This is a genomic window from Paenibacillus lycopersici (assembly GCF_010119935.1).
Taxonomy (GTDB): domain Bacteria; phylum Bacillota; class Bacilli; order Paenibacillales; family Paenibacillaceae; genus Paenibacillus_Z; species Paenibacillus_Z lycopersici.
On the sequence record NZ_CP048209.1, the window covers coordinates 4,748,915 to 4,769,773 of the forward strand.

Below are 20,859 nucleotides of genomic sequence, written 5' to 3' on the forward strand. Positions count from 1 at the left end.
GTTGTATTATTATTCATTATCTGGAAAGATGAGAGGTGGAAGCATGAAGCACCGCATATTCGTGGATGGTCAAGAAGGGACAACGGGGCTGCGCATCCATGACTATCTGAACAAGCTGCCGCATATCGAAGTGCTCCGGATCGAACCGGACAAGCGTAAAGACGAGGAAACGCGCAGGGCGATGCTGAACGAAGCCGATCTCGTCTTCTTATGCCTCCCCGATGCGGCTTCAAGAGAGGCCGTATCGATGGTAACGAATACGAAGACCGGCATCATCGATGCAAGCACGGCGTTCCGGACACACCCCGATTGGGCGTACGGCTTGCCGGAGCTGCATTCCCGGCAGCGCGGCAGCATCCGCCGATCGCACAGGGTCTCGGTCCCGGGCTGCCATGCGACGGGGTTTATTTTGGCCATGCGGCCTCTAGTGGCTGCAGGGATCGTCCCGCGCGATTACCCGGCGTCCTGTTATGCGCTTACGGGATACAGCGGCGGCGGCAAGAAGCTCATCGCGGACTATCGGAACGCTCCACGGGAGCAGCTCCTCGCGCCCAGACCTTATGCGCTTGGCCTGGACCACAAGCATCGGCCGGAGATGCAGCGCTATTCCGGGTTGGACGCAGCGCCTCTCTTCACCCCGATCGTCGGAAACTATTATCAGGGCGATGCCGTTGCCGTTCCGCTCTTTCCCCGTCTGTTCGCCAAGCCCGCAGCGGTGCGCGATATTCAAGAAACGCTTGCCGCCTGCTATAGGGATGAGCGTTTTATCCACGTTCTCCCGTACGACTCCGCCGCCGATCTCGATGACGGCTATTTTGATCTCCTGCCTTGCAATCATACGAACCAGCTGGATCTATTCGTATTCGGCCACCAGGACGAAGTGCTGATCATCGCGAGATTCGATAATTTAGGCAAAGGCGCTTCCGGTGCGGCCATTCAGAATATGAACCTGATGCTCGGGCTGGACGAGGGCACCGGACTGACGGCGGCGAACGATAGCCTTCGCTCGACCGGGAACTAACCCCCCTTGGCGTCCCGCAGGAACGTCAGGCGGAAAATTTGGCGCGGTCTTCCTTTGGGCACCTTCTCCACGTCCGCCACGGCGATCAGCCGGTGATCGAGCCACTGCTGCAGCAGGCGATGCGTGCTGCGCACCGTAATGTCCAACATCGCGGCAAGCTCATGCACCTTGTAGTCCGTCTGCCCGGTTCGCGCCACTTGGGCCATGAGCTTGCTCAAGTAAACGGACGTCATGCCCGCGTCCTCCGCCCGCTTGATCAGACCGGCATCGGTCAGCGCCAGCGCGGCTTCGAGCGGGTCCGACATGGCCAGCGGTCCGATCAGCGCCCTGTCTTCTCCGACGATGAAGCAAGTATCGCCGCCCGCATCCTTCGATTTGCGCAGCGCGGCTCTTGCGTTCGTGCCCGCTTCGTTCGCCGATCGGCCGAAGCCCATGCCGATGCTGAGCGACAGGCCGAACTTCCGGTACATGCTCCTGCCGAGCGAGATCGACTTGTAACCGCCCGTGATCCGTTCGAAAATGCCCCGCGTCGTAAAAAACAAATATTCATCGCCGCCGAGATGCGTCAAATAGCCGTCCAGCGATGCGACGTAATCGAGCAGCATCCGGTGGATGTCCAGCTTGAATTTCTGAATCTCGTGCTCGGACGCGCGGGTCTGAATCAGCCGCTCGAAATGGTCGACGTTGATCAGCCCGACGACAATCTGCGCCTCTTTGCTTTGCCGGGTTTCCGTCGACAGCAGCGCCCGCTCGAGGGCGACCGTAATATTGCCGTCCGTCGGGATGATCCATTCGTTCGGAATGCCGCGTTCCGACAGCGCCTTGGCAACGGACGCTTCGGCGGTCAGCGCGGCGTCGCAGGCGCCCGATTCGAACAGCAGCGCGTGATGCGCCGCGAGCATTTCCTTCGACGCGTTCGCCGGGCCGTCGTACGGCAGCGCTTCGGCGCGCGTCTCGTCGATCTCGGCCAGCGCTTTCGCGATCATCGGCTTGCCGAGCGTATCGACGGATACGCGCAGCCTGCGCTCCGGTCCGAGCGCGTTCTTCAGACGGGACAGCGCGCGGTAGAAGCCGGTGTCGGTAAGCGGCACGTAATGGAGCGCGGCGCTCGTCCTTACCTGCTCGCGGATGGCATTGTAAGGCACGGGCCCGGAAGCGAGGATCACTTCGGCTTCGTCCGCGATCTCCTCCGCCAGCCCCGGCGCCTCGTCGACGGTGTCGTACGTCTTGGCAATCGGCCGGAAGGACGGGAACGCCTTCAAGACGTTCAATATGCGCTGCACCAGCTCTTCCGGTCCGATAATGCCGATGGAGATGCCTCGCGGCAGGGCCGGCTCATCCTGCTTCGGCGCGCTTGTCGCCTCCCGTTCAATCCCACCTTCGCGGCGTACATAGCCGTTCTTATTCATGCGTTTGTCCTCCTATTAATAGACAACAGCCTTAAACTGACTTTTAATCAGCATAGCACGGCCGTTCGGGCGGGTGCAAACAATTGCGGCGGTTCCCGTTCGCGGGAGCTCGCGTGGGGCGCTGGGAACCCGTGGGACTGCGATGCGAGAGCCGGCGAGCGAATTCGTGGGTTAGCCGGAGCTCGCAGAGCGACCACGTCTCCTATCAACCGCTGTCTGCGGACAGAGAATCCGTCCCTCTGGTAATAATGGTTTTTCTCACGTATGCTCTCTCATTCGCAGGATTTCAAGTGCATTGGACAGGTGACAGAAGCTAGGCAAGGTAGCCGACTCCCCAAGCAAAGCGCAGGCGGGCATGCGGGAATAGAGGATGCCATAGAAGCTCCTTTGCTCCCTGCTCTGCTGCACGTTTTCTTCACGCTGGCTTGAGGGTTCACCATCCCATGTCTCTACGGGTCTACGCCCTTACCTTCCTTCGTTATACCTACCCAAGCGGTGAAGTCCGATCGCTTTTATTTGACGGGTCTGTGCCCTTGCGGAACTTCCATTCGGTACTCCGTGCTTTCTTTTTCTATCCCGCGAATGGGACAACATACGTAAGTGACGGGGGTTCGCTCTTCAGACTAGGTCGCGTTTCGCAGCGGGGCAGCCTTTTGTTCCTGAAAGGCTTCGCCGCTGTGTGCAAGGGCAACCAGAATGCGGCAGAGCTTGCCCACAAGCTTCAACACCGAGTGTATGCCTTTCTGACGTAGGGTCTTGATGTTGTACGTATGCCAGCGTTTAAAACCCGCATGGTTGCAGAGCAGCATCATGACCGCCAGGTACAGATATTTGCGCAGTTGCCTTCGCCCTCGTTTGGCAAGTTTCACTTGCCCTTTGCAGGTGCCGGAGCTGCGCTCGGCCAAGTTCAGCCCCGCCAGCGCCAGTAATTGCTGACCATGGGTGTAGCGCCGCAGATCGCCAGTATTGGCAAGGATCACGGCCATGAACCAGGGGCTGAGTCCGACTTCCTGCAAGGGACGCAGGACAGCCGGTGGTAGTCGCTCCAGCAGGGCGGCGATTTCCACATCCACCTCGGCTTGCTGAGCCAGTAGATGCTCATACCGCGCAAGGAGCCGTTGAATGCGCCGGCCAAGTTCCGCTGCCTCCGTGACTCCGATGGAGCGCCCGGCGGCCAGGAGCAACTGGCTGGCGATTTGGATGCCCGTTGTTCCTCCAGCTCGCTTCAAGCCGCTCGTCCGCCACCCTTCGATCAGCTCGGGGAGCGTGTTGGCAAGGATGTCCGCGGGCAGGGGGAAGCTGCGCAAGGTCGCTCGTGCACGACTGCCGTCCCAGTGTTTAAAGACCGACCAGAATTCCGGAAACACCTGATCGATCGCCGTCTGAAGTTGATTGTCGATGACGGTGAGGGCATCGCTCATCGCCTCGCGTTCATTGACCAAGGCGTGCAGCTGCCGGTAGACCGGATCGTGAACCACCCACTCCGTGTAGTACCCGCGAGAGACGACGTCGCCGATGGTCACGGCGTCCTTTGCATCGTTTTTGGAAGGTTTGTTATCTCGGTTTTCTTTATTCCGTTTCGTCGTCAGCGGATTGACCAGAACGACGGTAAGTCCTCGTTTACGCAGGGCGAAGGCCACATTGAGAAAGTAATGTCCCGTCGATTCGGCGCCGAAGATAACCTCCGTAAACCCATACGCCCGTTGCAAGTCCTGTACCCACCGCAGCAAGCGTTCAAGGCCATCGGAGCGGTCCCTGTGTCCGAACCCCTGCTCAAAATCGCCGTTTTCGAATAAATAGCGGATCCTGTGTCAGCATGCCAATGCCCGCTAGTATAACCGCCCTATTGCTCGCTTGCACTGCTGCCCTAATGCCTCATTGCATAACCGCAATAAGCCGCCCAAATGCATACCAACGCCAAAAACCTCCGCCCACCAAAGTGGAAGCGGAGGTTCTATCATCGGGCGCGTCACGCGTCATAGGGCGGCGCATCATCGGTCGCGTCATCGTTCACGCGATCCGCTTATGCAAGATCGCAATCCTTCTGCAGCCCGTCTTATTCGTTCGCCATCCATTGGAAGTGGAAGCTGCCCTTCCGGTCCAGACGCTCGAACGTGTGCGCGCCGAAGTAGTCGCGCTGCGCCTGCAGCAGGTTCGCCGGCAGACGTTCGGAACGGTAGCTGTCATAGTAGGCCAGCGCCGACGCGAAGGCCGGAACCGGGATGCCGCGCTCTACCGCGACGGAGACGACGCGTCTCCATGCGCCTTGGTAGTTCTCGACGACGCCGCGGAAATAATCGTCCAGGAACAGATTTCTCAGTTCCGGATCGCGATCGTAGGCGTCTTTGATATTTTGCAGGAAACGAGCCCGAATAATGCATCCGCCGCGGAAAATCATCGCGATGCCGCCGTAGTTCAAGTCCCAGCCATACGCTTCGGAAGCCGCGCGCATCTGGGCGAAGCCTTGCGCGTACGAGGCGATTTTGCTGGCGTACAGCGCCTGGCGGACCGCCTCGATGAATGCGGCGCGGTCGCCTTCGAAGCTCGGAGCGGACGGTCCGCTCAGCAGCTTGCTTGCGGCAACGCGCTCATCCTTCATCGCGGAGATGAAGCGCGCGAAGACGGATTCCGTAATGATGGACAGCGGCACGCCGAGATCGAGCGCGCTTTGGCTCGTCCACTTGCCGGTCCCCTTCTGTCCCGCGGCGTCCAGAATAACGTCGACCATCGGCTTGCCCGTCTCCGGATCGGTCTTGCCGAAGATATCGGCCGTAATCTCGATCAGGTAGCTGTCGAGCTCGCCGTTGTTCCATTCCGTGAAAATGTCATGCAGCTCGCTCGTGCCGAGATTAAGCACGTCCTTCAGCAAGTGGTACGCTTCGCCGATCAGCTGCATGTCGCCGTACTCGATGCCGTTATGCACCATCTTGACGTAATGGCCTGCGCCGTCCGCTCCGATGTAGGTGGAGCAAGGGTCGCCGTTTACTTTCGCCGAAATCGCGGTCAGAATCGGCTCGACCAGCTCGTAGGCTTCCCGCTGGCCGCCCGGCATGATCGCCGGCCCGAGCAGCGCGCCTTCCTCGCCGCCCGATACGCCTGCGCCGATGAAGTTGAAGCCCTTCGCCGACAGCTCCTTGTTTCGGCGCTGCGTATCCGGGAAGTACGCGTTGCCGCCGTCGATAAGAATATCGCCCGGGCTCAGATAAGGCACCAGCTGGTTGATCGTATCGTCCGTCGGCTGCCCGGCTTTGACCATGATCAGGATTTTGCGCGGCGTTTCGAGCGCGTTCACGAACTCCTCGACGCTTAACGCGCCGACGAAATTCCGGCCCTGCGTTTCCGCCAGCAGCTCGTTCGTCTTCTCCGCCGAGCGGTTGTAGACCGCCACCGTGAAGCCCTTGCTTTCAATGTTCATGGCGAGGTTCTTGCCCATAACGGCCAAGCCGACCACGCCGATTTGTTGTTTTGCCATGCCAAACATCCTCCTTGTCGATTCATGTACACGAGATTATAGCCCTGCCACTGCCGCTGCCAGTTATTACGGCCGCTGCGATTGCGCAGCGGCCGTAACGGACAACGGTTATTGTACGGCTTTCTTCCAGTCCGCCGCGAATTTCTCCATGCCTTGCTCCGTCAGCGGGTGCTTCGAGATTTGTTCGATGACCGAGAACGGAATCGTCGCGATATGCGCGCCGGCCATCGCAACGCGCGTCACATGGTCCGGATGACGGACGGAAGCGGCGATGATTTGCGTATCCAGGTTATGCGTGCGGAACAGCTCCGCCACTTTCGCAACGAGCAGCACGCCGTCTTCCGAAATATCGTCCAGGCGGCCGAGGAACGGCGATACGTACGTTGCGCCCGCGCGGGCTGCCAGAAGCGCCTGGTTGACCGTGAAGATCAGCGTGACGTTCGTCTTCACGCCCTTCTTGCTCAGGTAGCGGCAAGCTTCAAGGCCCGCCAGCGTCATCGGCAGCTTGATCGTGATATTCTTGTCGTAATCGTTGATCTTGATCAATTCGTCCGCTTGGGCGATCATCTCTTCGGCCGTCAGCGCATCCGGCGTCACTTCCGCGGACACGGACTCGACTTCAGGCACTTCGCGCAAAATTTCGGCGATGCGGTCTTCGAACTTCACGCCTTCTTTGGCCACGAGCGACGGGTTCGTCGTAACGCCGGACAGCACGCCGATTTTGTACGCTTTCTTGATGTCCGTCAGGTTGGCGGTATCGATGAAAAATTTCATGTTCATAACCTCCAATAATGAGTTGTGGGTATGATTGGTTTTAGTTCAGCAGCGCTTTCGCCGCGCGGACCACGTTGCTTACCGAGAAACCGAAATACTCCATGACTTCCGTGCTTGGACCCGAGGCGCCGAACGAATCGATCGACAGAATGCTGCCGCTCGGTCCCGTATAGCGTTCCCAGCCCAGCGAAATGCCCGCTTCGATCGACACGCGCTTCGTGACGGCATTCGGGAGCACCGATTGCTTGTAAGCCTCGGATTGCTTATTGAACAGCTCCATGCTCGGCATCGCAACGACGCGCACGGAGACATTCTCCTTCTCCAGCTCGGCCTTCGCGTTCACGGCCAGCGAAACTTCGGAGCCCGTCCCGATCAGGATCACGTCAGGCTTGTCGTTCGTTTCGGTCAGCACGTACGCGCCTTGCTCGAGGCCGGCGACATTCGCTTGCGTCGCTTCGTATACCGGCAGGTTCTGCCTGCTCAGAATGAGCGCGACCGGACCTTCGTTCTGCTGCAGCGCGTACGCCCATGCGTTCGCCGTCTCGTTGCCGTCGGTCGGACGGATAACCGTCAGACCCGGAATCGTCCGCAGCGCGGCCAAGTGCTCGACCGGCTCATGCGTCGGGCCGTCTTCGCCGACCGCGATCGAATCATGCGTGAACACGTACGTCACGGGCAGCTTTTGCAGCGCCGCCAGTCGGATCGACGGCCGCAAATAATCGCTGAATACGAAGAACGTGCTGACGAACGGCTTCACGCCGCCGTGCAGCGCCATGCCGTTGCCGGCCGCGCCCATCGCATGCTCGCGGACGCCGAAGTAGACGTTCCGTCCCGCATAGGTATCGACGGCGAATTTCGGCTCGCCTGCGATGTCTGTCATCGTCGAGTGCGATAGATCCGCGCTGCCGCCGAAGATCGAAGGGATGCGCTTGATGTAGTGGTTGATCGCATTGCCGCTCGCCACGCGGGTCGAGACGGTTTTGGACGAATCGAACGTCAGAATATCGGCGGCCTCGATCGCGAACTTGCCGTCGACGACGCGCTCGAATTCCGAGCTGAGCGACGGATGCTGCGCTTTATACGCGTTCACCAGCGCGTTCCATGCCGCTTCCTTCTCCGCGCCCTGCTTCTTCAGCCCGTCGAAATGCGCGCGCACCTCGTCCGGAACGGTGAACTCTTCCTCGTACTGCCAGCCGTACACTTTCTTCGTCGCCGCCCCTTCTTCGCGGCCGATCGGATTGCCGTGCACTTTATACGTACCGGCGGCCTTGCTGCCGAAGCCGATAATCGTGCGCACTTCGATCAGCGTCGGCTGCGACGCGTGCTGCTTGGCGGCCGCGATCGCCTCGGCGATCTGGCCGATGTCGTTGCCGTCCTCGACCCGGAGGTAATGCCAGTTGGCCGATTCCGCGCGCTTCTGCATCTGCTCGCCGAAGGACAGGCTCAGGTCGCCGTCCAGCGAGATATCGTTGGAATCGTACAATACGATCAGTTTGCCCAATTTCATATGACCGGCCATCGACATCGCTTCGTACGAAATACCTTCCATCAGGCAGCCGTCGCCGACGAGCGCGTACGTGTAATGGTCGACGACCGGGAAGCCGTCCTGGTTGAATTTCGCGGCCAGATGCGCTTCGGCCATCGCCATGCCTACCGCCATCGCGACCCCTTGGCCGAGCGGGCCCGTCGTCGCTTCGACGCCGTCCGTATGCCCGTATTCGGGATGCCCCGGCGTCCGGCTGTTCATCTTGCGGAACTGCTTCAGATCGTCGATCGACACGCGGTAGCCCGACAGATGAAGCAAGCTGTAGAGCAGCGCGGAGCCGTGTCCCGCGGACAGCACGAAGCGGTCGCGGTTGAACCATTTGGCATTCGCCGGATTATGGTTCAGCTGCTTGCCCCAGAGCGCGTACGCCATGGGCGCGGCGCCCATCGGCAGACCCGGATGTCCGGAATTCGCGGCGTTGGTGGCGTCGATGGACAAGGTCCTGATCGTGTCGACGGCCAGTTGATCAATGGTTTGCGTGATAGGCATAGTTTTCTCCCGCTTTCGTTTCATTTGGTTGTTCAGGCTCGGCGTCGAAGCGCCAGCGGTATCCGTCCTTGGCCAGCAGCTCGTCGGACGCTGCAGGTCCGTAGCTGCCCGCCGCGTACGAGTGAAGCGGCACGAGATTTTCCGCGAACGCGTCCAGGATCGGCTGCACCCATTTCCAGGCCAGCTCCACCTCGTCCCAGTGGGAGAAGAACGTCGGATCGCCTCTCAGCGCGTCGCCGATCAAATTCTCGTACGCTTCGGGCACGTCTTGCTCGCTCGTATGGAAGTTGACATGCATCGGCTTGAACTCGTCCTTCTGCTGCGGATCTCTCGTATTCAGCTGGAGCGTAATGCCTTCGTTCGGGCTGATCTCGAACACGAGCAGGTTCGGCGTCTTGCTGTCGTCAAGCGCAAGCGCCGGCTGCTTCAGCGGCTCCTTGAACTCGATCACGATCCGCGTCGACTTCTCCGCCATCCGTTTACCCGTCCGGATATAGAACGGCACGCCCCGCCAGAAATAATCGTCGATCTCCAGGCGCGCGGCGATGAACGTATCGTTCGTCGACGTCTCGGCGATGCCCGGCTCGGATTTGTATCCGACGACGGGCTTGCCTTGAATCGTCCCTTCCGCGTACTGTCCGCGAATGACTTGCAGGGCGACGTTCTCTTTGGGCAGCGGCACGACGGCCTCCATGACTTTCTTCTTGCGCAGGCGGACGTCGTCGGACGTGCTGTTGTTCGGCAAGTGGATCGCGAGCATCATGAGCAATTGCAGCATATGGTTCTGGAACATGTCTCTCACGGCGCCGACATGATCGTAATAACCGGCGCGCTCTTCGACGCCGACCGTCTCGTTCGCCGTAATTTGCACGTTCGCGATATGGCGGTTCGTCCACAGCGCTTGAAGCACCGGATTCGCCTGCTGCAAAATTTCGAGCTTCTGCACCATCGGCTTGCCGAGGTAATGGTCGATGCGGAACACTTCATGCTCCTCGAACGACCGGCTCAGCTGCTCGTTTAATTCACGCGCCGATTGCAGGTCGTGGCCGAACGGCTTCTCGATGACGAGACGCTTCCAGCCGTCCGCGGAACCGAGCCCGCTCGACTTGACGTTGGCGGCGATCGTCGTGAAGAACTCGGGCCCGACCGACAGGTAGAACATCCGGTTCGGCGCGGCGTTAAGCGCCGCTTCCCGCTGCTCGACCAAGCGAAGCAGGTTCGCGTAATCGTCCTCGCGGTCGATATGGAGCACGCTGTAGCTGAACGCGCTCAAGAAACGGCTCACGGCCTCGTCGTCGTTCGCTTCGCGCCTGCTGAAGCTGCGGAGCGCCTGGCCGACATTGGCCCGGAACGTCTCGTCGGTCAGTTCCCGGCGTCCAAGTCCGAATACGGAGAAGGCCTGCGGCAGCTTCCCGTCGATGAATAAATTAAACAAGGCCGGGTAGATTTTGCGTTTGGCCAAATCGCCCGTCGCCCCGAACAATATAAATGTAGTGGCATCCATAATTTCATGACTCCTTCCGGCATCGCGCCGCTGGCGGCACTAGTTTCTGTTCCTTGGATCAACTATAATACGAATAGCATCCATACAAGTAATACATATATTTCACAGGAGCTATAGACCATGTCTATGACCAACAATTACGAGCTTTACAAAGTGTTCTACTGGGCGGCGAAGACGGGCAGCCTGACCCAGGCCGCCAAGGCGCTCTATCTGACGCAGCCGAGCGTCAGCCATGCGATCAAGCAGCTGGAGGACAGCTTCGGCCTCACCTTGTTCTACCGGACGTCGAAGGGCGTATCGTTGACGCAGGAAGGGGCCGTGCTTTATTCGTATATCGAGCAGTCCCAGATCCTCATTTCGGTGGCGGAGGAGAAGATGGCCGCGCTCAAGAACCTCGGCAGCGGCGAGCTGCGGATCGGCGGCAGCGACTCGCTGTTCAAGCATTACCTGCTCCCGTATCTCGAGGACTACCATCAGCGTTACCCGGGCATTAAGCTGCATCTGAACCACGGCACGACGCCGGAGACGATCGCGTTCCTGAAGGAAGGCCGGATCGACGTCGGCGTCGTGAGGATGCCGGTCGTCGACGATCAGCTCGAAGTGATGCGGGGGATTCAGCTGCAGGACTGCTTCGTGGCGGGCGAGCGTTATGCGGAGCTGCAGGGCATGATCCTGTCCTTCGAGCAGCTGCTTCAATACCCGATCATCCTCTTCTCGCGCAACAGCCGGGTGCGGATGGCCATTACGGAGCTGTTCCAAAGCTACGGGCACGAAATCAAGCCCGAAATCGAAGTCGGCAGCGTCGACCTGCTCATCGAGTTCGCGCGCAAAGGGCTCGGCATCTCCTACGTGACCCGCGAATTCGTCGCCAGGGAGCTGGAAGCGGGCTCGCTCTTCGAAATCAAGCTGAACGTCAAGATGCCGCCGTCGCAGGTCGGCTTCATGACGATGCGCAACATGCCGCTCTCCAGCGCGGCGAGCAAATTTATCGAGTTGGTGAAATAATTATGAATGCCGTAATTTAAGGGCCCGTCATCCAAGCAGGATGAGGGCCCTATTTGTTCTACCCGCTTATTGGGCTGCGCATTCGCTGCGCGTTCCGTGTTCGCAGCATGTTCGTAACGCGCTCGCAGTGCGTCGGCATGGACATCCGCCCCCTTCGTTCCCGGGCCTCCCGACTCCCCGTCCCCGACCAAAGCCGGGGGAGCTCCACACCGCAGGACGGTTTTTCCATGGGCCGTCTTCCGATATAGTTCAACAAGAGAAGAACGATTCCAGGAGGTTTAACCATGTCAGAACCAGTATTGCAGCTGCGCAATCTAACCAAAACGATCGGTTTGCGCCGCATTGTCGACAATCTTACGTTCGATATTCCCGCCGGAGAGGTGTTCGGCTTCCTCGGACCGAACGGCGCGGGCAAAACGACGACCATCCGCATGATCGTCGGCCTGATCTCGATGTCCAAAGGGGAAGCGCTCATCAAGGGCGTATCCGTCCGCAGCCATTTCGAGCTGGCGATGACCCATGTCGGGGCGATCGTCGAAAATCCCGAAATGTATAAATTTCTGACCGGTTATCAGAACCTGGTCCACTTCGCGCGCCGGCACGAAGGCGTTACGAAAGCGCGAATCAACGAAGTCGTCCAATTGCTCGGACTGCAGAACCGGATCCACGAGAAGGTCAAACGCTATTCGCTCGGCATGCGCCAGCGGCTGGGCGTCGCCCAGGCGATCCTGCACCGCCCGTCCCTGCTCATCCTCGACGAGCCGACGAACGGCCTCGATCCCGCCGGTATCCGCGAACTCCGGGATTACTTGCGTAAATTGACCAAGGAAGAAGGCATCTCCGTCATCGTCTCCTCCCACCTGCTGTCCGAGATGGAGCTGATGTGCGACCGGGTGGCCATCATCCAGGCCGGCAAGCTCGTCGACGTGCGCTCGATTCAGCAAATCCGCGATGGCGCGCAGTCCAAGATCGTCATCGAAACCGGCGATTCGGCAGCCGCCCGCAGCCTGCTCGCCACGGCTTTCGATCCGGCGCTGCTGACCGTATCGGGCAACCTGCTCGAGCTGGCGGCCGACAAATCCGTCATTCCGCACATTACGCGACTGCTCGTCAGCGCGGAAATCGACGTGCACGGCATCCATGCCGTACAGAAATCGCTTGAAGAACAATTCCTCGAAATGACCGGAGGTGAGATGATTGTCTAGCCTATCGAAGCTGATTCGCAACGAGAACATGAAGATTTACCGCCGCCCCCGTACATGGATCATGATCGGCATTCTGATCCTCGCCATCGGGCTCATGAGCTGGGCTATGGTATGGGATGCAAGCGGCAGAGATCATACCGGCTGGCAGCAGCAGCTGACGGAGCAGAACGCCAGCTTGCAGCAAAATATACAGCAGCATCCCGACGAGAAGGAACGGTTCGAGAACGCGATCAAGCTGAACGACTATTATATCGCGCATGACATCAATCCGAACGAGCTGTCCTTGTGGAGCTACGTCAATACATCGGCGTCGCTCATCATCCTCGTGACGCTGCTGACGGTCATCATCGCCGCGGACATGATCGCCGCCGAGTTCTCCTGGGGCACGATCAAGCTGCTGCTCGTCGGTCCCGCTTCACGGTCGAAAATCATGCTCAGCAAGTATATCTCCGTCATGGGCTTCGCCTTGCTGCTGCTCTTGATCGCTTTCGCCGCCGCCTTCGCGGCCGGCGGTATTCTGGAGGGCTTCTCCGGTCTGAGCCAGCCGAATGTCACGATGACGAACGGCGTCATCCACGAAGGCTCGATGATCGTGAACGCGCTTGAGAAGTACGGCTACGCCGTCGTCTCGCTGCTGATGTATGTCACGATGGCGTTCATGATTTCGTCGGCATTCCGCAGCTCCTCGATGGCGATCGCCTTCTCGCTGCTGTTCATGCTGCTCGGCAATTCGCTGTCGGGGTTCTTCCACGAATACGATTGGGTGAAATATTTGCTCTTCTCCAACGTCGATCTGACGCAGTATATGGAAGGCTCCTCGCCGCTCCGGCCGGAGATGACGATGTCCTTCTCCATCCTGATGCTTGTCGCCTATTATGTCGTGTTCCAGTTCATCGCCTGGCTGCTGTTCACGAAGCGCGACGTGGCAGGCTAAGCTAAGCTAAGCCTGTGCATCGCCAATAGGCATAAGCCGAATGCATGGGGTACACAAAAGGCAGCCGGACCGGCTGCCTCAGGCTGTCGAGAACGTTCGACGCTACATATGTCGTATGTACGGAAAGGAAAGGATCCACCGCGAAGACTCGCGGACAGAGCTTCCGTTATTTGGGGGAATTCGAGCTTTTGGGGTAGTGTACGGACACAGGATGCGTTAATGTCCCCGAATAACATCGAAAACAGGCTAATCAGCCGATATAACGGATTTCTTGTCCGCCAGCACACGAAAACACGTGATATAGAAGCGAATAACGGATCTCCTGTCAACGACGGTCCGCTTCCTTGTATCGACGGACGCACCGCGAACCGCCCGCCATGAAGCCGTTTGGTTCGAAACGGTACCAGCAGTTCATGCCACGCTAGCGAAGCGGCAACAGGATCCGTTCGTGCTCCAGGGCGCGTTTTGCCGCGAGCCTGCTCGAAGCAGCGTATAGTTCTCAACAATCCGAGGCAGCCGGAACGGCTGCCTCAGCGTGCCGAGAAGTCCCTTGGACTTCTCGGCACGTTTTCGTATGCGGACAATCTTCTACTCTCGTCTTCGAGCAGGGAGGCGATTGCGGGTCCGGAAAAGTAAATTGGTAGATTGGTAGATAGATACGTAGGTAGATAGGTAATTGCCGTCTCCGCCGGCCGCTTACAGCTCGACCATCGCCTTTATGACGTTGGAGTCCGGATTCAGCCATCCCTCGAACCGCTCGATCATCTCGTCGAAGGAAGCGCGATGCGTCACGTAGCGCTCGACGTCGATTTTGCCGTCCCGGAGCGCCGCCAGCACATGCTCGAAGTCTTCCTTCGTCGCGTTCCGGCTGCCCATCAGCGTCGTCTCGCGCTTATGGAATTCGGCGTCGTCGAACGCGACGTCTCCCTTCACGAGTCCGACGTAGACCAGCGTGCCGCCATGCGCCGCAAACCGGACGGCTTCCGACATCGATTTGGCGTTGCCTGTCGCATCGAAGACAACGGCCGGGAACTCCCCGTTCGTGATTGCCCGCACCTGCGCAACGGGATCCTGCAGCGCGTTCACCGTCTGATCGGCGTCCGCCCACGACTTGCAGAACGCGAGCCGGTCGTCGTTGATATCCATCGCGATGACGGCCGCGCCGGCCAGCTTGGCGAACGTCATGACGCCGAGGCCGATCGGTCCCGCCCCGATGACGAGCGCCGTGTCTCCTGCCGCGAGTCCCGAGCGCCTGACGGCATGCGCGCCGATGCTAAGCGGCTCGACGACGGCCGCCTGCTCCGGCGTCAAGCCGTTCGTGCCGAGCAGATGCGTGACCGGCACGGAAATCCGCTCGCGCATGCCGCCGTCCGCATGAACGCCGAGCACCCGCATGGAGGCGCAGCAATTCGTTTTGCCTTTACGGCATGCAATGCAGTGCCCGCAGTGCAGATAAGGAATAATGCTCACCTGATCGCCGGCTTGCAGGCCGGCGTCGTTGTCGCCGATGCGCTCGATGATGCCGGACAGCTCGTGGCCGAGTATGCGCGGATACGTGAAGAACGGCTGATTGCCCTTGAAAGCGTGCAGGTCGGTACCGCAGATGCCGATCCGCTGCACGCGGACGATCGCTTCGCCTTCCGTATAGACGGGCTCCTCCAGCTCGATGTGCTCGAACCGCCCGATTTGCTGACAAATGATCGCTTTCATGCGAATCTCCTTTCACTTATCCATTCCTTCACTCATTCCCGCCCTGCTCCGTTGCGTTCCAGCATCGAATGATCCGTTCCGTGAATCCCGGCCAGACCGACAAGTCCTGTCCCCACAGCGAAGCATCCGCAAGCAGCGCCGCGATCGCCGCTTCCGGCGAACGCGCATCGCGCCACGCATGCGCGATGCGGGCGAGCAGCGCCGAATCGTCCCGCAGCTCGTAGCTCTCGCCGGACAATGTCCGGCCGACGAATCTCCCTTCCCGTTCTTCCGCCCGGTAATAGCGGAGCAGTCCGGCGAATCCCCGCGTCAGTCCGTCCGGGACGCATTCCCCGCGCCCGGCGTAATGCGCCATCGTCGGCAGCAGCCTAGCCCGCGCTTTGCTGAGGCTGTTCATGGCGATATCGTGGAGCCGGTGGCGGATGAACGGGTTCAAGTAGCGCTCGAACACCTCTCCCGCATAAGCCAGCATGTCCGGTTCGGGATACGGCAGCGAAGGGATGATCTCTTCCTCTACCGTGCGCCTGACGAAGGCGCTCCATTCCCGATGCTCCATCAGCTCGCGGACATGCTCCACGCCATGCAGCAGGCCGAGCGGCGTCATCAGCGTATGGGCGCCGTTCAAGATCCGCACCTTGCGCAGCTGGAACGGCGTCAGATCGTCCACCCAGTGCGCGTTCAGGCCGGCCGCGCGCAGCGGAAGCAGGCTCTCCAGCTCCGGCTCGGCCTCGATCGCCCATAGATGATACGGCTCGCAGGCCGTCAGCATGTCGTCGCGGTATCCCCACTCGGCGAACCACGCTTCCGCCTGCGCCTCGTCCGGATAGCCGGTCACGATCCGGTCGACCAGCGAGTTCAGGAACCGGTTATGCGCCCGCACCCAGTCCAGGAACGCCTCGGGAAAGCGCCAGTCCGCCGCATACCGCAGCACGCAGTCGCGAAGCGTATCGCCGTTGCGTTCCAGCAGCTCGCAGGGCAGGACAACCAGCCCTTTGTCCGGCGCGCCGCCGAACGCTTCATAGCGGCGGTAGAGCAGGCGGGCGATTTTGCCGGGAAACGACTGCGTCGGCTCCCCTTCCTGCAGCGGCTCCGCCTTATAGGTCAGCCCCGCCTCCGTCGTGTTGGAGATGACGAGCCGCAAGTCGGGATTGTCCGCCAGCGCGAGGAAACGTTCCCATTCTTCGTACGGATCGAAAACTTGCGAGAACACGCCGATCATTTCGCGCCGCTCCACCCGCTCGCCGTTCTCCAGACCACGGACGACCAGCGTATAGAGTCCGTCCTGCTCCGCCAATTGCGCGATTTTCCGCTTGCCGGCCGGCCTTGGCTGCGTCACGGCGACGCTCCCCGCGAACAGCCCCTGCTTCCTGCAGCTATGAATCATCCAATCGGCGAAGCCGCGCAAGAAATTGCCTTCGCCGATTTGCAGCACGTTCACGGCGCTGCCGCTCATCCGCTCATAAGCTTGCCGCTCGTCGCCGGTCAGCGATGCGGCGCTCAGTTTGCCCGAATTGCCCGACATGGTAATGCCCCCTTTTGGATCCGGATGATATGTTTTCGCTTACGAACTATTCTACCTCATCATAATTACGCTATATATCGTCTGAACGATGTCTATTTCTGCTCGATTTTGCTATCATGCGAGTATAGGATGCAAGTATCAGCTGGGAGGCGAGGAGGTCCGACCCATGCAGGCCGTTCATAAACCGTTCGAAGACCGCGAGCAGTTCCCGTTCAACCTCGTCTATCAAGACACCAAATCGCCGCAGCGCGAGCTGCCCGACCATCTGCATGACTGGCATGAGCTCATCTACGTCTACTCGGGCAAAGGCACGCTGTTCATCAATCATGCCTTCTACGACATGCAGCCGGGCGACGTGTTCCTGGTCCCCGGCAATACGGTGCACCGCGCCTTCCCGGACGAACAGTCGCCCGTGACGTCAAGCGCGCTTTTCTTCGCGCCGTCCCTGATTCAACCGATGGATCTGGGCGAATCCTATTCGCTGCTGCGCTGCTTCGAGCAGGCGCGCAAACGAAAGCAGTACAAGCTGGAAACGTCCGCCGCCGAACGGTCGGCCATCGAGGCCTGCCTCCGCGAAATCAAACGCGAGCAAACGGCGCGGCAGCCGAACTATCGGGTCGCGATTCTGATCCGCATCCACGAGCTGCTGCTTGCGCTGAACCGGATGGCCGTTCCGGTATCGGCCGCGGATGACGGGCCCGGCGCGGAACCGGCCTGGATGCGCCGGACGCTGTCGCACATCGACGCCAATCCCGGCGCCGCCGGCTTGAAGCTGGCCGATCTGTCCGGGATGGCGGCCGTCACGCCGTCTCATTTCTCCCGCGTCTTCAAGCAGTTGACGGGCATGAACGTGACCGACTATGTCGTCGTCAAACGGATCATGCGCTCCAAGGAGCTGCTGCTGCAGACGGACGACGGCATCGGCTCCATCTGTACATTGTGCGGATTCGACAGCGAATCGTATTTCTATAAGAAATTCAAGCAGGTAACCGGCATGACGCCGTCGGCCTACAGGCGCGGAGGGCGGAAGAGCCGGTGAGGCGGGCCATTACGGCCGCGACCGCCGGCCTGGACTGGGCAGCGCCAGCTCGCGCAAGCCATCCACGAGACGCGGCCGCGGCCGCCGGCCTGGGCTAGCCGCCTCCGCTTGCCCGGACTGGTCTGCGCTCGCGGCCGGGCCGATTGCGCGGTGCAGCCGCTATGGCAGCGCAGCCCGCCGGCCGGCCATCCCTGCCATCCTCGCGCCGCGCACGAGATGCAAAGAGCCAATCTTCCGCGCAAGCGGAAGATTGGCTCATCAAATCAGCGATAGCCGAGCGCAGCCAGGTTATTGTAGCTTGTCTGCAGGCAGTCGAACGGGCTGCCTTCGCATGTATCCTGCTCCACGAGCAAGTATTTGACCGTTCCGGCTTGCTCCAGCGCCTTCATGATCGCCTTGAAGTTCATGTTGCCTTCCATGACCGGGGCTATGACCGGCGTCATGCCGCGAACGTCCATGTCCTTCAGATGGACGCAATGGAGGCGATCCTTCAGGATGCCGATCCATTCGCACACGTCCGCGCCGGCAGCCTGCACCCAGTACGTATCGAGCGTAATGCCCATTTCTTCCGGCGAGAAGTCTTCGACAAGCCGTTCGATCATCCGCTTGCCGCCGATTTTCTCGAATTCGAAATTATGATTATGGTACATGAACAGCTTGCCGACAGCCGCGATCTGTCTGGCCGCGTCGCGGAAATCGTCCGCGAAATGGCTGTACCAGTCGTTCGTCCGGTACTTGTCCGGCAGACCGCCGATGCCGATATACGGGCAATCGAGCACCTCGTGCTCCCGAATGACCGCCTCCGTCTCATTGATCAGCCGATCGGGGCTGACATGCGTCAACACGATCCGAAGCGACAGCTCGTCGCACATCGCTTTCAGCGTTTCCGGGTCGACTCGGCCCGTTCCCGACACTTGAACCGTCGTATATCCCATCTCCGCGATCTTCCGCAAGCTTCTCCTCAAATCCGTTTCCGTTTGCGTAAACGTTCTCACCGTATACAATTGCGCGCCTAAAATCATGGAAAACGCATCCTCCTTTGGATCATGCTTCTACTTGTCCATTATACGTTTCTCGTTCGAACGCTGTCTATGAAAACGCTGTTATTGCTGGATTCCGTCCGCATGTATCCGTCGCGCTGCGGTGTCTCGCGTTCGTCAATGTCTTCATTCGAACCGAAACGTCAATCGGACCCGCGTGTCCAACCGCGGCTCCAGCACGGCGAAATCGATCGCGTACCAGTCGGTCTCCGCCCCATAATGATCATTCATCGTGCGGCATTGCACGTTCGGGCGCAGCGCTTGCGCATCGTAGGCGATCGCAAGCCGGAGCCCGGCTTCGCTCTGCAGGGTAACGACGTTCGCTTCGACGGCCGGCTTGATGCGGGAAACGATCCGCTCCACGATCGAAGTGGGCATCGACGTGAACCGATAGGCATCTTCAAGCTCGAGGACGGGCGTATCCAGCTTCCGCCAGACCAATTGACGCTCCAGCGATGCCAGGTACGGCAGGTCATACGCGTCCGCCATCTCGAAGCGCAGCCCGTCTTCCCGTTCGCCTGTCGACGCCGTCACTTCGCGGGCGGCATGCGACGTACCGGCGCTCTGATGCGCTCCGTCCACGATCGGGACGGAATGTCCCTGCGAGCCGTTGCAGTCGAAGCCGTACCGGCCGGGCCCGAAGTAATCGGCCGTGTACTCCCCGCTTCCGAGGTCGCTCAGGAATACCTTCCCGTCGCCGGTCAGGATGAATTGGCCGATGTCGTTATGATTATGCGGCTCGCCGTTATGCCCGGCCTTGGCGGCGAAACCGAAGCGACCGGCCGCCGTCGTGCAGCGCGATACGAGCCACTGGGCATGAGGCAAGTAATAATCGCCGTCCGCCCAGCTGCCGCCGTTCTTCTGCGGATCGAACCAGAGCAGGTTGCGGAACGCGTGCGCCCAGCGGCTGCAATGATCGTCCGTGTACGGCGCCCGCATGGCGTTCGGCGGCGGCGCCGTCTCCGGATACCGGGCGGCCAAGTAATGCGACAGACCGATTTGCACCGGGTAATGCTGGGCGGAATCGGAGAAATTGACCGTCGTATCGCCGTCAAGGTAGGCTTTTTGCTGAAACAGGGCGATTTGACGAATTTTTCCCCCGCGCGCGTCGTCCGTTCGGAACAAATCGAGCCGGCCGCGCGTCCGCCGCTCCAGCAAATCCGCAAAATAAACAAAATAGCCGAAGCCGTAGTTCCAGTAGCCGATTCCTTCCAGACAGGCGCCGTCGTCGCCGAAGCCCGACAAATAATGCTCCATCGTAACGAGCGCTTTCTCCACGATTTCCGCAAGCCGCCGCGAATCGTCCAGCAGCAGAAGCGCCGCCGACGCCACGGATCCCGCGCATACCGCGGCCCAATTGTTATCGACCGTTTCCCAGCCGAAAGGTCCTTGCCGCAAGTACGGCTTGAACAGCCGCTGAACGATTTCTTCCGTCATTCTGCTTCGCAGGAGCGGAGGAAGCTCGCTGCCCAGTAGGCATAGAATCTCCGCTAGCGCAAAGCCCGTCTCCGCAGAGAACAGATCGATCGACGTGCCGCGCTCCCGCCTGCTCCATTCCGGCGAATCGACCGCGAACGCCTGCTCGCCGTCCGTCTCCGTCGAACCTCGCAGATGCGCCGGCAAACACCATGTATATTCGTTGCAAATCGACCAGATCGCATCATGCAGCGCCTCCCGGTACCGTTCATCGTCCGGTTCCAGCAAGGCGAGAAACGTCATCGTGTTCAGTCTTCTCCGCTTCTCGAAATAGAGCCTCTCGTAGGCAAGCCGATTGCCCGTCGTCTCGAACAGCTTGAACAGCGAATAACGAAGCTCGGGAATCGGTTCCTCGAGCAGCCTGCTCCCCTCCGACTTGATCTCCGCGACCATGGCCGCATAGTCGTCCGCTGTGCCGACCCTTCTCCAGAACGCCGCCTGTCCTCCCGACGGGAACAGGAGCGCTGCGCCGGACGGCGCGCCTTGCTCCAGACTTGCGCGAATAAACGACTGATTCATTGCGTTCTCCCCTCTCCAGCGATATGACTATGAATCCGCGGGCACCCACTGACGGTAAAGCGTTTCCATTTCGTTCGAGAATAAGCCGTAAGCCGCGCCTTTCAGCTTCCATGTTCATTTTATGGTTTCGCCGCCATTCATGCAATTCTTTCTTCCGCCTGCCCGATTGACCCCGCTGCCGCCAACTGTGTCCA

At 60.0% G+C, this 20,859-nt stretch carries 15 protein-coding genes; 5 read left to right on the forward strand and 10 right to left on the reverse strand.

The features are described from left to right. Positions 1-43: 43 nt before the first annotated feature. Positions 44-1,021 (forward strand): N-acetyl-gamma-glutamyl-phosphate reductase, encoded by a 978-nt coding sequence (gene argC / locus GXP70_RS21070; protein ID WP_162358655.1) that lies wholly within the window; start codon positions 44-46, stop codon positions 1,019-1,021. On the opposite strand, the gene GXP70_RS21075 is transcribed toward argC, so the two are convergent. The 6 genes from GXP70_RS21075 to zwf all read right to left on the reverse strand — a co-directional run bounded on the left by GXP70_RS21075 (position 1,018) and on the right by zwf (position 10,215). Then, positions 1,018-2,430, reverse strand: coding sequence for a GGDEF domain-containing protein (locus tag GXP70_RS21075; protein WP_225442501.1), 1,413 nt, complete (start codon positions 2,428-2,430; stop codon positions 1,018-1,020). The genes argC and GXP70_RS21075 overlap by 4 nt on opposite strands. A gap of 623 nt (positions 2,431-3,053) precedes the next feature. After that, the gene (locus GXP70_RS21080; RefSeq protein WP_225442886.1) at positions 3,054-4,235 is read right to left on the reverse strand and encodes an IS110 family RNA-guided transposase; all 1,182 of its coding nucleotides are present in this window, start codon (positions 4,233-4,235) and stop codon (positions 3,054-3,056) included. A 251-nt stretch (positions 4,236-4,486) separates the two neighbouring features. Continuing rightward, positions 4,487-5,902, reverse strand: coding sequence for an NADP-dependent phosphogluconate dehydrogenase (gene gndA / locus GXP70_RS21085; RefSeq protein WP_162358657.1), 1,416 nt, complete (start codon positions 5,900-5,902; stop codon positions 4,487-4,489). Between the two features lie 108 nt (positions 5,903-6,010). Next, the gene (fsa, locus tag GXP70_RS21090; protein ID WP_162358658.1) at positions 6,011-6,676 is read right to left on the reverse strand and encodes a fructose-6-phosphate aldolase; all 666 of its coding nucleotides are present in this window, start codon (positions 6,674-6,676) and stop codon (positions 6,011-6,013) included. Between the two features lie 40 nt (positions 6,677-6,716). Further along, entirely contained in the window at positions 6,717-8,711 is a 1,995-nt protein-coding gene (gene tkt, locus GXP70_RS21095; protein WP_162358659.1) for a transketolase, read from the reverse strand. Further along, positions 8,689-10,215 (reverse strand): glucose-6-phosphate dehydrogenase, encoded by a 1,527-nt coding sequence (gene zwf / locus GXP70_RS21100; protein ID WP_162358660.1) that lies wholly within the window; start codon positions 10,213-10,215, stop codon positions 8,689-8,691. The genes tkt and zwf overlap by 23 nt, the downstream gene beginning before the upstream one ends. A gap of 126 nt (positions 10,216-10,341) precedes the next feature. Here zwf and GXP70_RS21105 point away from each other — a divergent pair, with 126 nt between their 5' ends. The 3 genes from GXP70_RS21105 to GXP70_RS21115 all read left to right on the forward strand — a co-directional run bounded on the left by GXP70_RS21105 (position 10,342) and on the right by GXP70_RS21115 (position 13,359). Beyond that, positions 10,342-11,220, forward strand: coding sequence for a LysR family transcriptional regulator (locus GXP70_RS21105; protein ID WP_162360594.1), 879 nt, complete (start codon positions 10,342-10,344; stop codon positions 11,218-11,220). A gap of 284 nt (positions 11,221-11,504) precedes the next feature. Beyond that, a complete protein-coding gene (locus tag GXP70_RS21110; RefSeq protein ID WP_162358661.1) occupies positions 11,505-12,425 on the forward strand; it encodes an ABC transporter ATP-binding protein in 921 nt (306 codons plus the stop codon). Next, positions 12,418-13,359 carry an ABC transporter permease gene (locus GXP70_RS21115; protein ID WP_162358662.1) on the forward strand — a complete coding sequence of 314 codons (942 nt, stop codon included), beginning with the start codon at positions 12,418-12,420 and terminating at the stop codon, positions 13,357-13,359. Before GXP70_RS21110 ends, GXP70_RS21115 begins: the two co-directional genes overlap by 8 nt. A 696-nt stretch (positions 13,360-14,055) precedes the next feature. Here GXP70_RS21115 and GXP70_RS21120 read toward each other — a convergent pair. Together GXP70_RS21120 and GXP70_RS21125 are read right to left on the reverse strand one after the other, a co-directional pair. After that, complete coding sequence (locus GXP70_RS21120) at positions 14,056-15,069, reverse strand: zinc-binding alcohol dehydrogenase family protein (protein ID WP_162358663.1); 1,014 nt, start codon at positions 15,067-15,069, stop codon at positions 14,056-14,058. A 28-nt stretch (positions 15,070-15,097) separates the two neighbouring features. Further along, positions 15,098-16,591, reverse strand: a complete 1,494-nt coding sequence (locus tag GXP70_RS21125; protein WP_225442502.1) for a tagaturonate reductase — start codon at positions 16,589-16,591, stop codon at positions 15,098-15,100. A 166-nt stretch (positions 16,592-16,757) separates the two neighbouring features. Here GXP70_RS21125 and GXP70_RS21130 point away from each other — a divergent pair, with 166 nt between their 5' ends. Continuing rightward, a complete protein-coding gene (locus GXP70_RS21130) occupies positions 16,758-17,630 on the forward strand; it encodes a helix-turn-helix domain-containing protein (RefSeq protein ID WP_162358664.1) in 873 nt (290 codons plus the stop codon). Between the two features lie 263 nt (positions 17,631-17,893). Here GXP70_RS21130 and GXP70_RS21135 read toward each other — a convergent pair whose 3' ends face one another. Both GXP70_RS21135 and GXP70_RS21140 read right to left on the reverse strand, forming a co-directional pair. Next, the gene (locus GXP70_RS21135) at positions 17,894-18,652 is read right to left on the reverse strand and encodes a sugar phosphate isomerase/epimerase family protein (protein WP_162358665.1); all 759 of its coding nucleotides are present in this window, start codon (positions 18,650-18,652) and stop codon (positions 17,894-17,896) included. A gap of 144 nt (positions 18,653-18,796) precedes the next feature. Further along, on the reverse strand, positions 18,797-20,665 hold the full coding sequence (locus GXP70_RS21140; RefSeq protein WP_162358666.1) for a heparinase II/III domain-containing protein: 1,869 nt from the start codon (positions 20,663-20,665) through the stop codon (positions 18,797-18,799). Positions 20,666-20,859: the final 194 nt, after the last annotated feature.

What these genes read in the sequence shown, in the direction of transcription:
- argC (WP_162358655.1), top strand. Translation starts at nt 44, where the DNA reads ATGAAGCACCGCATATTCGTGGATGGTCAAGAAGGGACAACGGGGCTG.
- GXP70_RS21075 (WP_225442501.1), bottom strand. Translation starts at nt 2,430, where the DNA reads ATGAATAAGAACGGCTATGTACGCCGCGAAGGTGGGATTGAACGGGAG.
- gndA (WP_162358657.1), bottom strand. Translation starts at nt 5,902, where the DNA reads ATGGCAAAACAACAAATCGGCGTGGTCGGCTTGGCCGTTATGGGCAAG.
- fsa (WP_162358658.1), bottom strand. Translation starts at nt 6,676, where the DNA reads ATGAAATTTTTCATCGATACCGCCAACCTGACGGACATCAAGAAAGCG.
- tkt (WP_162358659.1), bottom strand. Translation starts at nt 8,711, where the DNA reads ATGCCTATCACGCAAACCATTGATCAACTGGCCGTCGACACGATCAGG.
- zwf (WP_162358660.1), bottom strand. Translation starts at nt 10,215, where the DNA reads ATGGATGCCACTACATTTATATTGTTCGGGGCGACGGGCGATTTGGCC.
- GXP70_RS21105 (WP_162360594.1), top strand. Translation starts at nt 10,342, where the DNA reads ATGACCAACAATTACGAGCTTTACAAAGTGTTCTACTGGGCGGCGAAG.
- GXP70_RS21110 (WP_162358661.1), top strand. Translation starts at nt 11,505, where the DNA reads ATGTCAGAACCAGTATTGCAGCTGCGCAATCTAACCAAAACGATCGGT.
- GXP70_RS21120 (WP_162358663.1), bottom strand. Translation starts at nt 15,069, where the DNA reads ATGAAAGCGATCATTTGTCAGCAAATCGGGCGGTTCGAGCACATCGAG.
- GXP70_RS21125 (WP_225442502.1), bottom strand. Translation starts at nt 16,591, where the DNA reads ATGTCGGGCAATTCGGGCAAACTGAGCGCCGCATCGCTGACCGGCGAC.
- GXP70_RS21130 (WP_162358664.1), top strand. Translation starts at nt 16,758, where the DNA reads ATGCAGGCCGTTCATAAACCGTTCGAAGACCGCGAGCAGTTCCCGTTC.
- GXP70_RS21135 (WP_162358665.1), bottom strand. Translation starts at nt 18,652, where the DNA reads ATGATTTTAGGCGCGCAATTGTATACGGTGAGAACGTTTACGCAAACG.
- GXP70_RS21140 (WP_162358666.1), bottom strand. Translation starts at nt 20,665, where the DNA reads ATGAATCAGTCGTTTATTCGCGCAAGTCTGGAGCAAGGCGCGCCGTCC.